General features: G+C 30.2%; 11 protein-coding genes, 1 tRNA gene and 1 rRNA gene. 12 read left to right on the forward strand and 1 reads right to left on the reverse strand.

Features of this window, described 5'->3' with window-relative positions:
• The first annotated feature begins 159 nt into the window (after positions 1–159).
• The 10 genes from rrf (at position 160) to disA (ending at position 10,684) form a co-directional block, all read left to right on the forward strand.
• Positions 160–276 (forward strand): 5S ribosomal RNA (gene rrf / locus HBE96_RS12425).
• A 7-nt stretch (positions 277–283) separates the two neighbouring features.
• Positions 284–358: transfer RNA gene (locus HBE96_RS12430), tRNA-Asn, on the forward strand.
• 304 nt (positions 359–662) lie between these two features.
• Positions 663–2,753, forward strand: coding sequence for an elongation factor G (gene fusA, locus HBE96_RS12435; RefSeq protein WP_169298072.1), 2,091 nt, complete (start codon positions 663–665; stop codon positions 2,751–2,753).
• A 128-nt stretch (positions 2,754–2,881) separates the two neighbouring features.
• Positions 2,882–3,115: a hypothetical protein gene (locus tag HBE96_RS12440; RefSeq protein WP_169298073.1), complete on the forward strand. Its 234-nt coding sequence runs from the start codon at positions 2,882–2,884 to the stop codon at positions 3,113–3,115.
• A gap of 301 nt (positions 3,116–3,416) precedes the next feature.
• Positions 3,417–3,881: a CtsR family transcriptional regulator gene (locus HBE96_RS12445; RefSeq protein WP_169298074.1), complete on the forward strand. Its 465-nt coding sequence runs from the start codon at positions 3,417–3,419 to the stop codon at positions 3,879–3,881.
• Positions 3,882–3,956: 75 nt separating this feature from the next.
• Entirely contained in the window at positions 3,957–4,475 is a 519-nt protein-coding gene (locus HBE96_RS12450) for a UvrB/UvrC motif-containing protein (protein ID WP_169298075.1), read from the forward strand.
• An 11-nt stretch (positions 4,476–4,486) separates the two neighbouring features.
• Positions 4,487–5,521 (forward strand): protein arginine kinase, encoded by a 1,035-nt coding sequence (locus HBE96_RS12455; protein WP_169298076.1) that lies wholly within the window; start codon positions 4,487–4,489, stop codon positions 5,519–5,521.
• A 21-nt stretch (positions 5,522–5,542) separates the two neighbouring features.
• A complete protein-coding gene (locus HBE96_RS12460) occupies positions 5,543–7,984 on the forward strand; it encodes an ATP-dependent Clp protease ATP-binding subunit (protein WP_169298077.1) in 2,442 nt (813 codons plus the stop codon).
• A 258-nt stretch (positions 7,985–8,242) separates the two neighbouring features.
• Complete coding sequence (gene radA, locus HBE96_RS12465) at positions 8,243–9,595, forward strand: DNA repair protein RadA (protein ID WP_169298078.1); 1,353 nt, start codon at positions 8,243–8,245, stop codon at positions 9,593–9,595.
• 15 nt (positions 9,596–9,610) lie between these two features.
• On the forward strand, positions 9,611–10,684 hold the full coding sequence (gene disA / locus HBE96_RS12470; protein ID WP_169298079.1) for a DNA integrity scanning diadenylate cyclase DisA: 1,074 nt from the start codon (positions 9,611–9,613) through the stop codon (positions 10,682–10,684).
• Between the two features lie 47 nt (positions 10,685–10,731).
• On the opposite strand, the gene HBE96_RS12475 is transcribed toward disA, so the two are convergent.
• Positions 10,732–11,115 (reverse strand): DUF1573 domain-containing protein, encoded by a 384-nt coding sequence (locus tag HBE96_RS12475; protein ID WP_169298080.1) that lies wholly within the window; start codon positions 11,113–11,115, stop codon positions 10,732–10,734.
• Positions 11,116–11,262: 147 nt separating this feature from the next.
• Here HBE96_RS12475 and HBE96_RS12480 point away from each other — a divergent pair, with 147 nt between their 5' ends.
• Both HBE96_RS12480 and HBE96_RS12485 read left to right on the forward strand, forming a co-directional pair.
• The gene (locus HBE96_RS12480; protein ID WP_169298081.1) at positions 11,263–11,739 is read left to right on the forward strand and encodes a CarD family transcriptional regulator; all 477 of its coding nucleotides are present in this window, start codon (positions 11,263–11,265) and stop codon (positions 11,737–11,739) included.
• Between the two features lie 110 nt (positions 11,740–11,849).
• Positions 11,850–12,953, forward strand: a complete 1,104-nt coding sequence (locus HBE96_RS12485) for a PIN/TRAM domain-containing protein (protein WP_169298082.1) — start codon at positions 11,850–11,852, stop codon at positions 12,951–12,953.

Raw genomic sequence — 12,953 nt, forward strand, 5'->3', positions numbered from 1 at the left:
ATGTTCAGCTGACTGATACTAATAGGTCGAGGGCTTGACCAAATAAATTCACTGTGCAATTTTGAGAGGGCAAATGTCTAAATGACAATTGCCGGGTAATTTAGTCACGGTAGTGACGTTAAGAATTCCCCCGTGCTTTTCAAACAACTAAATAGAAAATCTGGTGATAATGACGTAAAGGTAACACCCGTTCCCATTCCGAACACGATGGTTAAGCTTTATAGTGCCGATGGTACTGCAGGGGAGGCTCTGTGGAAGAGTAGGTAGTTGCCAGGTAATGCGTTCCGCGATAGCTCAATGGTGGAGCACTCGGCTGTTAACCGATAGGTTGAAGGTTCGAATCCTTTTCGCGGAGCCAATTTTATATGAATTATTAAAGACTGTATACTTACAGTCTTTTTTTACGTTAACTTTTACTTAACTATAGAAATTAACATAGTAACTTATTCCCTCTACGAAAAGTAAGAAGGTAATTTTCATTAAATAGTATAAACTTTAAAAATTACATTCTAAAAACAAACTTTTACATATATAGTATATAAAATGGAATATATGGGCATATATATAATCAAACTATTTTGAAAATTTAATAAATTATAAAGGAATTTTCAATTTAAAGTAGAATATATAATTAAGCTTAAAAGTAAGAGGGGGAATTGCTTATGAAAAATTATACAACCAAAAATTTAAGAAACGTTGGAATTGTTGGACATAGTGGTTCAGGAAAGACGACTTTGACAGAAGCAATACTTTACTACACAAAAGCTATAGATAGATTTGGAAAAATTGAAGAAGGAAATACTGTAAGTGATTATGATTCTGAAGAGAAAAAAAGAAAGATATCAATATCAACATCAATAGCTCCCTGTGAATGGCAAAACGTAAAAATAAATTTAGTGGATATTCCAGGATACTTTGATTTTATTGGAGAGACATATGAAGGTTTAAGGGCAGTTGATGTAGCAATGATTCTAGTATCGGGTACGGCTGGTATACAAGTTGGTACAGAGAAATTTTGGGAATATGTTAATAAAAATAAGTTGCCAAGATCATTTTATGTGAACAAATTAGATAGAGAAAATTCAAATTTTGATAAAGTATTGGCAGGATTGAAAGAGAAATTTGGTATGTCTATAGTTCCAGTACAGTATCCTATAGGAAATGAGGAAGATTTTAGAGGAGTTATAAATATTATATCTAGAAAGGCTAGAATTTTTGATCCAAAAACTCATAATATGATAGAAAGTGAAATACCAGAAGAACTTATAGATAAAGTTGATGAATGCAAAAATATGATAATAGAGGCTGTTGCAGAAACAGATGAAGTTTTGTTAGATAAATATTTTAATGAGGGAACTTTAAGTGATGAAGAAATTTATAATGGACTTATTAATGGATGTGCTAAAGGAGATATAGCTCCTGTAATGTGTGGTTCAGCATTGAATGGAATAGGAACTGAAACATTACTTGAGGATGTAGTTGAATGTTTTCCATCACCTGAAAATGCAGAACCAATAGCTGCTGTAAATTTAAAAACTAATTCTAATGTAGAAGTAAAAACAGATGAAAAGTTACCATTGTCTGCTTTTGTATTTAAAACTATAGCAGATCCGTTTGTTGGTAAATTATCTTTGTTTAGAGTAATAACTGGAAAAATGAAATCGGATTCTACTGTTTATAATTCAAGTAAAGATAAAAACGAGAAAGTTGGAACTATGTATTTCCTAATGGGTAAACAGCAAATTTCAACAAATGAAATAATTGCAGGAGACATAGGAGCTGTTTCAAAACTTCAATTCACAACAACAGGAGATACTTTAAGTTCATTAGAAAATCCTATAGTTTTTGATAAAATAGAATTTCCTCAGCCAACAATGTCAATGGCTGTTATGCCAAAGTCAAAAAATGATGAAGATAAAATATCTATCGGTTTAAATAAGTTGTTAGACGAAGACCCTACTTTTAAACTTTCAAGAGATGTTGAAAATGCAGAAACTATAATTTCAGGTCTAGGAGAAACTCACCTTGATGTAATAGCGTGTAAATTAAAAGGAAAGTTTGGAGCAGAGGTAATTCTTCAAAAACCAAAGATACCTTATAGGGAAACTATAAAGAAAGTTGCTGATGTTCAAGGTAAACATAAAAAACAGTCAGGTGGGCATGGACAGTATGGAGATGTAAAGATAAAATTTGAACCAAGAAATGACGGTGAAGATGACTTACTTTTTGTTGATCAAGTAGTTGGAGGCGTTGTTCCAAGACAGTATATTCCAGCAGTAGAAAAAGGATTAAAGGACTGTATACATCGAGGTATACTTGCAGGATATCCTGTAATAAGGTTAAAAGCTACTTTACATGATGGGTCATATCATCCTGTAGATTCTTCAGAAATGGCATTTAAGGTTGCGGCATCTTTAGCATATAAAAAAGGGCTTGTAGAAGCTCAATCTGTATTGCTAGAACCTATTATGCATGTAGAAATATTAGTTCCTGAATATTATATGGGAGATATAATAGGTGACATAAATAAAAAACGAGGCAGAGTTTTAGGAATGGAATCAGATGAAGATAAACAAAGAATAATAGCAGAAGTTCCACAAAGTGAAATGTTTAAATATGCTACAGATTTGAGATCTATAACTCAGGCAAGAGGAAGCTTTGTTATGAAATTTGAAAGATATGAGGAAGTTCCACCTACAGAAGTAGATAAAATAATAGAGGAAGCTAAAAAGTTGAAAGAGAAAGTTGAATAATAAATGATCTAAAAACCCAATAGTAAAAACTATTGGGTTTTTATTATAATATATTGAATATTTTAATAAACTATAAGAGAAAATAATTATGTTAATGTATGTTAAAAATGAATTTAAGGAGAGGTTTTATGGCTCAATACCAAATGAACATAAATGGAAATATTCAATTAATGGATTATAGTAGTATTTACGATTACATGTCTATAGTAGATAAGTGTGATAATCTTACAATAAATTTCATTGAAGGAGAAACTGAAGATATAGATATATTATGTAAAATGTTAGAGGACAATAGCTTTATGATTAGACGAGATAAACATTATGATAAAGGAGAGTATCACATCAGTGCAATAAAATATTAAATAGTATCTTTAGTTAGTAATTATAAAATTTTATCTAATTAAATGTGTATTTGGTGTATAAAATTATTGAATGTGTTAAAGATATTCAATAGTACAAGCATGTAGATGTTTTTATAATTCCACAGTGACGTAAATCGGAAAAATATATAGAATGGAGGAGAAATAGAAAGCACTTTTAGATTAAATAAGACTATTGTTATAAAATAAGCTAATCTGAGGTTATGTAAATATTGAATAGTAAAAGAAAAAATATTAATATTAAATTAAGGTCAAAGAAAGGCAAAGTCAGGGAGGCGTTATTTTGGCAAGATTGTCAGATATCATAGAGATATTTATAAAGGACATGTTAGAGAATAGTGAAGAAAGTCAACTGCAAATTGGGAGAAATGAACTAGCAAGTTATTTTAGTTGTGCACCCTCTCAGATAAATTATGTACTGACTACTAGGTTTACTGTTGATAGAGGTTATTATATAGAAAGTAAAAGAGGTGGTGGGGGATGCATAATAATAAAACGTGTAGAATTTGATGAAAACAAATCCCTTGCAGATATTATAAATGAAAAACTAGGAAACAGTATAACCTATGATTCTGCGGTACAGGTGATTGATGGATTATTAGAATCTAGAATAATTACAGAGCGAGAAGCAAGCATTTTAAAAATAGCTATAAATGATAGAACTTTAAGTAGTTCAACAGATAAGAAAAATAAATTAAGATCCGATATATTAAAATCAGTTACTATGGTTATATTGAATGAGAATTAAAATTGGGACTTGGATATAAAAAATTTTGAATTATTTTCTTGGTAGGTGTTATTAAATAATGGAGGAGTGATTAATATGTTATGTGATATATGTAAAAAGAATGAGGCTACAGTTCATATAACAAAAATAACAAATGGAATGCAGCAGGAATTTAATATATGTGAAAAATGTGCAAAAGAAAAAGGAGAATTTAATTTTCCAGCACAGTTAGACTTTTCTTCACCATTTACTTTCCAAAATATATTAACCGGAATAATGGATTATATAAGCAGTCCAAATCAATCACAAAGTAATTTTGATTGCTCATGCAAGAACTGTGAAACTACATTTTCAGATTTTAAGAAAAGAGGATTAGTAGGATGTAGCGATTGTTATAAAGATTTTACAGCTGCACTTATACCTGTCATAAAAAGAGTACAAGGTAACTTAGATCATACAGGGAAAATACCGCGAAGAGCTGGTAAAAATATTATCAGCAAGAAAGAGTTGCTTAAGTTAAAGGAAAGCTTAAAAGAAGCTATAAAAACTGAAGAATACGAAAAAGCAGCAGAAATTAGAGATAGAATTAAGGAACTTGAAAAGGCACAGGATTAGGGGGGATATTTGTGGAAGATTGGATTCAGTCTAGTAAAAGTAATGATGACTTAGTATTAAGCAGCAGAATAAGGCTTGCAAGAAATATAAATAAGACTCCTTTCCCCCATGTTCTTAAGGAGGATCAAGGTAGGGATATTGTAAAATTAGTAGAAGATGCCTTTTACACATCTTCATTTAACTCAGAAAATTATAAAACAAACTATCTATGGGAAAAAGATGATATTTCAAATGAAATTTTTTTAGAGAAACATTTAATAAGCAAAAATCTTATAGATAATAGCTGCAAGTCAGCATTTATATTAGATAAAAATGAAACTGTAAGTGTTATGATAAATGAAGAAGATCATATAAGAATTCAATGTATAACATCATCTCTAAATTTGGAGGAAGCATATGATTTTGCTGATAAAGTGGATAATATTTTAGAAGAAAAAATTGATTATGCTTTTGATGAAAAGTTAGGATACTTAACTGCATGTCCTACAAATATAGGAACAGGAATGAGGGCTTCAGTTATGATTCATCTTCCAACGCTTTCTTTAAGTAATAAGTTAAACTCTATATTAAGTGCAGTAACTCAACTTGGGATGACAATAAGGGGGTTATATGGAGAAGGATCAAAGGGCAAAAGTAATATATATCAAATATCTAATCAAATTACATTAGGCCTTAGTGAAGAAGAAATAATAAATAATTTAAAAGCTGTAGTAATTCAGATTGCAAATGAAGAAAATTCATGTAGAAGTACTTTAATGAATAAATATAAATATGAAATAGAGGATAGAATTTATAGGGCATTAGGTATATTAAAATCAGCAGTAATTTTGAGTGCTAATGAGTGTTTAAAACTTTTATCCGATGTAAGATTAGGTGTTGAAATGGGAATAATTAAAGATGTGGATAAAATATTGTTAAATAATATTTTAATAAACACACAGACTGCTAGTATATATAAGATGTATAATGGCAAGTTATCAGATAAAGAAACAAACTTTAATAGAGCTAAAATAGTAAGAGAAACTTTAAAAAAGAAAACATTATAATTAAAGGATGGTGAATGTAATATGATGTTTGGAAGATTTACTGAACGTGCACAAAAAGTTCTTTTCTACGCACAGGAAGAGGCACAAGTTCTTCAACATGGATATGTAGGGACAGAACATATACTGCTGGGTATTCTAAAGGAAGAAGGAATAGCTAAGCAGCTTTTAAATGATATAAACATCACTGTAGATGATGTAAGGGACTTAGTAGAAGAATATGAAGGCAAAGGAGATGTAGATTTATATAAAAACGAGATTCCACTTACTCCAAGAACTAAAAGGTTATTAGAATTAAGTTTATTTGAGGCTAGAAATCTAAATCATAATTATATAAGTCCGGAGCATATATTATTAGCACTCATTAGAGAAGCTGAGGGTGTAGCATTTACAATACTTAATAATTTGGGTGCTGATTTTGATAAATTAAGAAAAGAATTAGTGGAAGCTTTGTCAGGAGAACAATCTAGCAATAGTAGTGATTTTAATAAGACAACTGGAGAACCTACACCTACTTTGGATCAGTTTGGTAGAGATTTAACTGAAATGGCAAAAGAGGGTAAGTTGGATCCTGTAGTTGGAAGAGACAAAGAAACTCAGAGGGTTTTAGAGATACTTTGCAGAAGAACTAAAAATAATCCTTGCCTAATAGGTGATCCTGGAGTAGGTAAGACAGCTGTAGCTGAAGGATTAGCACAAAAAATAGTATCAGCAAACATTCCTGAATTACTTAAAGACAAAAGGGTTGTAACTTTGGAACTATCTTCTATGGTAGCAGGTTCTAAATATAGAGGAGAGTTTGAAGAAAGACTTAAAAAGGTTATGGATGAAATCAGGAAGTCTGGAAATGTAATATTATTTATTGACGAAATACACACCATAGTAGGAGCTGGAGCTGCAGAAGGAGCTATTGATGCATCTAATATATTGAAACCAGCACTAGCAAGAGGCGAAATACAATGTATAGGGGCTACTACTATAGAGGAATATAGAAAGTATATTGAAAAGGACTCAGCATTAGAAAGAAGATTTCAACCCATTACTGTAGGGGAACCTAATAAAGAAGAAGCTGTTCTTATACTTAAAGGATTGAGAGATAAATATGAAGCACATCATAGAGTAAAAATTACAGATGATGCTATAGAAGCCGCAGTTAATTTATCAGATAGGTATATAACAGACAGGTTCCTACCTGATAAGGCAATAGACTTAATGGATGAGGCAGCAGCAAAAGTTAGAATTGAAAGTTTAGTTGCCCCACCAGATTTAAAGAATTTAGAAGAGAAACTTGAAAAGATAACTAAGGAAAAAGAAGATTCCATAAGAGTTCAGGATTTTGAAAAAGCAGCAAGATTAAGAGATAAAGAAAAGGAAATGAAAGATAAATTAGAAGGACTAAAAACTAATTGGAAAACAAGAAAAGAGGTTTCCACTCTTGTAGTATCAGAAAAGCAAATAGCAGCGGTAGTTTCTAAGTGGACCAATATACCAGTAGAAAAGTTAACAGAAAAAGAGTCGCAAAAATTATTAAAGTTAGAAGAAATATTGCATCGTAGAGTTGTAGGTCAAGACGAAGCAGTTAAATCTATATCAAGAGCTGTTAGAAGAGCTAGGGTTGGTCTTAAAGATCCTAAAAGACCAATAGGGTCATTTATATTTTTAGGTCCTACAGGGGTAGGAAAGACAGAGCTTTCAAAGGCGCTAGCAGAAGCTATGTTTGGTGATGAGAACAATATGATAAGAATAGACATGTCAGAATATATGGAGAAGCACACAGTTTCAAGACTTATAGGATCGCCTCCAGGATATGTAGGTTTTGATGAGGGAGGACAATTAACTGAAAAAGTTAGAAGAAATCCTTACTCAGTAGTTCTATTTGATGAAATAGAAAAAGCACATCCAGAAGTATTTAATATTTTATTGCAAATACTTGAAGATGGAAGACTTACAGATGGAAAAGGGAAAACTATAAATTTTAAAAACACAATAATAATTATGACATCTAATGTAGGTGCTTCTACTATTAAGAAACAGAAATCTATGGGATTTGCGCTAGGTGGAGAAAGTAAAAAACAAGAAGATGAATATGAAAAGATGAAGGAAAATGTTATGGAAGAGCTAAAGCGTTCTTTTAGACCTGAGTTTTTAAATAGAATTGACGATATTATAGTTTTCCATCAATTGCAAGAAGAAGATTTAAGATATATAGTTAAATTAATGTTGAATACAGTAAATGAAAGGCTAAAAGAGCAGCAAATTGATATAGAATTTACTGAAGAGGCTGAAACAAACCTTGCTAAAGAAGGATTTGATTTAACTTATGGAGCAAGACCACTTAGAAGGGCTATAACAAAAATTGTAGAGGATAAGCTTTCAGAAGAAATGTTAAGAGGTAACATTAAAAAGGGTGATAAGGTTAAAGTTGGTGTAAAAAATGATGAGTTAGATTTTGCTAAGGTTCAATAATAAGTTTAAGGCAATGATATTTAAGCATCAAATTTATAAGGTTTAATAAAATACAAATTTTATTTTAAGCATAAAAGCTGTGAAAATTAAGGCAAGTTTCTTAATTTCACGGCTTTTGTTTGATTACTTCATTTATTTCTCAATATTATAAAAAAATTTCTGAAGGTTTATTTATTATTTTTAAAATTTTAATTATTATTGACAACATACGGGAATAATACTGTATAATTATATTTTGTATAGAGAGAGGTGATTCTTATGGCAAAAAATAAAACAATTTTCGTATGTCAGGAATGTGCATATGAGTCATTGAAATGGCTTGGGAAATGTCCTAATTGTAATAGTTGGAATAGCATGGTTGAAGAAACTAAAATAGTAGGTAACTCATCATCTAATATAAGTTCCAATAGTTTGCCTAAGAGTATACTAAATATAAGATCTAGCGAATATGAAAGATTTGATACTGGTATAACAGAATTAAATAGAGTACTTGGTGGTGGAATAGTAAAGGGTTCTTTAACATTAATATCTGGTGCACCAGGTATAGGTAAGTCTACATTGTTACTACAAACAGCAAATAGTATTTCTAAAAAGTATGGAAAAGTTCTTTATGTTTCTGGAGAAGAATCTGAGGAACAAATAAAAATGAGAGGAGATAGATTAGAGGCCATATCAGGTGAGTTATATATAGTATCAGAAACTAATGTTGAAAAAATAGAAGAACATATAGAGAATACTAAACCTGTTTTTGTTATTATAGATTCAATACAAACACTTTTTAAACATTCTATCACTTCTGCACCAGGAAGTGTGTCTCAAGTTAGGGAAAGCTCCAACGATATTATGCGTATAGGGAAAACAAAAGGAATACCATTTTTTATAGTAGCCCATGTAACTAAGCAAGGAGAGTTAGCAGGACCTAGAGTATTAGAACATATGGTAGATACTGTACTATCTTTTGAAGGAGAAAGAACTGAAGAATTTAGAATACTTAGAACTATAAAAAATCGTTTTGGAACTACTAGTGAAATTGGTGTATTTGAAATGAGAGAAAGTGGTCTTGAAGAAGTACTAAATCCATCAGCAGTATTTCTTGAAGAAACTGGTTTTCAAAACGAAGGTTCAGTAGTTATAGGTATAATGGAAGGAACTCGGCCTATATTAATAGAAATACAAGCATTAGTTAGTGAAACTAAAGCAGTTATGCCTAGAAGAACTACAGTTGGAATAGATAGTTCAAGATTAAATCTTATTTTGGCAGTTTTAGAAAAAAAGTTAAAAGTACCTTTTTATAATTGTGATGTTTATGTTAATGTAGTAGGGGGACTTAATATTGAAGGAACCTTTGCTGATTTAGGTTTAGCTTTAGCACTTATATCTAGCGTTAAATCCAAGGAAACAAACCTAGAGAAGTTAATAGTGTTTGGAGAGATAGGACTTACAGGAGAAGTAAGACCTGTGGCCTTTGGAGATAGAATTGTAAATGAGGCAGAAAAAATGGGATTTAAGAATATTATTATACCAATAAGAAATAAAGAAAAAGTAAAAAATAAAAATATAAACATTATTGGAGTCTCTTCACTTAGAGAGGCTATAAATAAAGTTTTTTAATGTAGGGTGATTAAATTGAGATTAGGAAAAGATAAAGAACTTATGAGTATACTTAAACTTTTAGCACCTGGGACACAGCTTAGAGAAGGATTAGAAAATATATTAAGAGCTAAGACTGGTGGATTACTTGTATTAGGTGATAGTGAACAGATACTAAAAATAGTTGATGGAGGATTTACTATAAATTCTGATTACAGTCCATCATATGTATATGAACTTGCAAAAATGGATGGTGCTATAATTCTTAGTAATGATTTAAAAAAGATATTGTATGCCAACGCTCAGCTTATACCAGAATCTAATGTACCAACTTTTGAAACTGGAACTAGGCATAGAACTGCAGATAGAGTTGCTAAGCAGATGGGGGCAATTGTTATTGCTATTTCACAAAGAAGAAATATAATAACAGTATATAAAGGCAATATAAAATATGTTTTAAGGGATAGCAGCATAATACTTGCAAGAGCTAACCAAGCACTTCAAACATTGGAAAAATATGTAGCAGTTTTAGATAGAGTTGTAAGTAACCTCAATATTTTGGAATTTCAAGATTTAGTAACATTACTTGATGTAATGACGGCTATTCAAAGAACAGAAATGGTTATGAGAGTAGTTGCTGAAATTGAAATGTATATATGTGAGCTTGGAAATGAGGGAAGATTAATTTCAATGCAGTTGAATGAGCTAGTAAAGAGTGTAGAGGAAGATGGAATATTATTAATAAGAGATTATTGTCAAAATGATATGGATTATAATGAAATATATAAACAGATTCAAACTATGACATCTGAAGAATTAATAAATTTAGATTATATATCAAAATCATTAGGATACATAGGAGTACCATTAGTAGACACTCTTATATCACCAAGAGGATATAGGATGTTAAATAAAATACCTAGAATACCAACAAATGTAATAGAGAACTTGGTAAAGAATTTTAAAGAATTAAAAGGCGCTATGGAGGCTTCTTATGAACAGTTAGATAAGGTTGAGGGTATAGGAGAAGCTAGAGCTAGGGCTATAAAAAATGGTCTCAGAAGACTTAGAGAGCAAATTATGTTAGACAATAATTTTAGCACAAAATAATGATTAGCATTATTTTGTGCTAATTTTTATCTAAAAGTATATTTTCCTTAAGTATTTATTTTATCATTTTCCTTAAGAAGAACATCAAATAGATTCAAATCAAGGGAGTTACAAAGAGATGTTAAATAAAATAAATTATTTCCTATTTCATGTTCAATTACCTCTCTACAGTTATCACAAAGAGAGCCACTTATGTGAGATTTAAGGCAGTCTTTCAGTGATTCAATATTCATGTTTACATCATGCTCCGGTAAGTGTTGTTTTTCTGCATTTAGCTTTATACAACCACAGTTAGTAATTGATTTAGCTATAGCTCTATTTATTCTCGCATTAGATTCTTGAAGTTTAGTCATTATATCCAAAATACTTTTATGTCTAAGTAAAGACTCGTCTACTGCATTTTGAAAATCATCAAAAATTACATCTTTCATCAGGTTCAACTCCTTATAAAGATTTAAGTTAGATTTATAAATTAATTATAGTTTTTTTCAGATAATTTTGTCAATAAAGTATAGTACGAATTTTCCCTTGCTTTTATATAATAAATCAAGAATACTTTTATTAATAGGGGGATTACTATGTTAATTAATGGGCAAAAAATATTTGTACCAAATTATGGCGCAGGAGTTATGAATAAAGTTAAAGATAATAAGAGTTATGATATAAATAAAAATTATGTTAGTATTTTTATTTTAATTGATAGTATAGATTTGTATATACCTGAAAGTAAACTATCAGATTATAAAATAAGACCTATCGAAAATAAAGAGAATTTGAATAAAGCTCTTGAAATAATTAAATTTACACCACAAAACCTTGAAAAAAAGTGGAGTAAAAGATATAAGGAAAACAATGATAAAATAAAGGGTGGAAATTTGTTTGAAATGTGTGAAGTAATACGGGACTTGTATTACTTAAAATCTAAGGGGACACTTCCACCAGGCGAAAGAAAAATACTAAATAAAGCTGAAAATATGGTAGGAAGTGAAATTTCATTAGCATTTGATATAAAAATTGAAGATGCATTGATTAAAATAAGAAAATTAGGTAAATAATTTATTAAATAAATTTACTATTATTGAAAAAAACATTTTATTAATATATATTAGATATTAAGGACTTAAAAATGCAAAAATTGTTAATAATTAAAAGGGAGGTGAAGCTTTTGCTTAAAAAAATACTAAGAGTAATTTTTACAATTATAGGACTTATGATGGGGTATTTGATTGGCCGAGCAGTAGTTCATACAAATTATTTTGTGCAACTTGGGTATACTACCAGTAATCCTATAAAGACAGTTTTATTTTTAATTTTATCTACTTTATTCTTTGGAATTATATTATTTTTATTATCACCCTTGATTAATACAATAATAATAAAAATTATGGATTACATTGAAAAAAGTGCTCAAAAACTTCCTGCTACTGAAATGTTATTTGGAACTGCAGGAGCTATAGTAGGTCTTCTGATATCGGCTTTATTTGTAAATCTTTTGGCTAATATTCCTGTAATAGGGGCAATGTTAGCAGTGTTTATTGCATTAGTAATGGCCATATTGGGAGCTAAGATAGCTATTAAAAAAAGGGAAGAACTAATTAGCTTATTTTCAAATATAGCTATTAAAAAATCCACATCAAATAAAGATAAAAAAGGTAAGGGAGATTATAATGGGCATGCTAAGGTTTTGGATACTTCTGTAATAATAGATGGAAGGATATTTGATATATGTCAGACAGGTTTTATAGAAGGTACTTTAATAATACCTAACTTTGTGCTAGAAGAATTAAGACATATAGCAGATTCTTCAGATGGATTAAAAAGGAACAGGGGAAGAAGAGGTCTTGACATATTAAATAAAATTCAAAAAGAATTAAATATAGAAGTACAAATTTCTGAAAAGGATTTTCCTGAAATAGCAGAAGTAGATAGTAAACTGTTAAAACTTGCTCAGGTCTTAAATGGAAAAGTTATAACCAATGATTACAACTTAAATAAGGTTGCAGAGTTCCAAGGAGTTCCTGTGTTAAATATAAACGAACTTGCTAATTCAGTGAAACCAGTAGTTCTTCCCGGAGAAGAAATGAGAATACAAATAGTTAAAGATGGAAAAGAATCAGGTCAGGGGGTAGCCTATTTAGATGATGGAACTATGATAGTTGTAGAAGGTGGAAGAAAACATATAGGTGAAACTAAAGATGTACTGGTTACATCTGTATTACAAACAGCAGCAGGAAGAATGATTTTTGCAAAACAAAAAGGAGAAGTTTAA

Source organism: Clostridium muellerianum (assembly GCF_012926525.1).
Classification (GTDB): Bacteria; Bacillota; Clostridia; order Clostridiales; family Clostridiaceae; genus Clostridium_AM; species Clostridium_AM muellerianum.

Excerpts from the sequence above, each read along its gene's own strand:
- HBE96_RS12460 (WP_169298077.1), top strand. The coding sequence starts at position 5,543 with ATGATGTTTGGAAGATTTACTGAACGTGCACAAAAAGTTCTTTTCTAC.
- HBE96_RS12480 (WP_169298081.1), top strand. The coding sequence starts at position 11,263 with ATGTTAATTAATGGGCAAAAAATATTTGTACCAAATTATGGCGCAGGA.
- fusA (WP_169298072.1), top strand. The coding sequence starts at position 663 with ATGAAAAATTATACAACCAAAAATTTAAGAAACGTTGGAATTGTTGGA.
- radA (WP_169298078.1), top strand. The coding sequence starts at position 8,243 with ATGGCAAAAAATAAAACAATTTTCGTATGTCAGGAATGTGCATATGAG.
- HBE96_RS12475 (WP_169298080.1), bottom strand. The coding sequence starts at position 11,115 with ATGAAAGATGTAATTTTTGATGATTTTCAAAATGCAGTAGACGAGTCT.
- HBE96_RS12450 (WP_169298075.1), top strand. The coding sequence starts at position 3,957 with ATGTTATGTGATATATGTAAAAAGAATGAGGCTACAGTTCATATAACA.
- HBE96_RS12440 (WP_169298073.1), top strand. The coding sequence starts at position 2,882 with ATGGCTCAATACCAAATGAACATAAATGGAAATATTCAATTAATGGAT.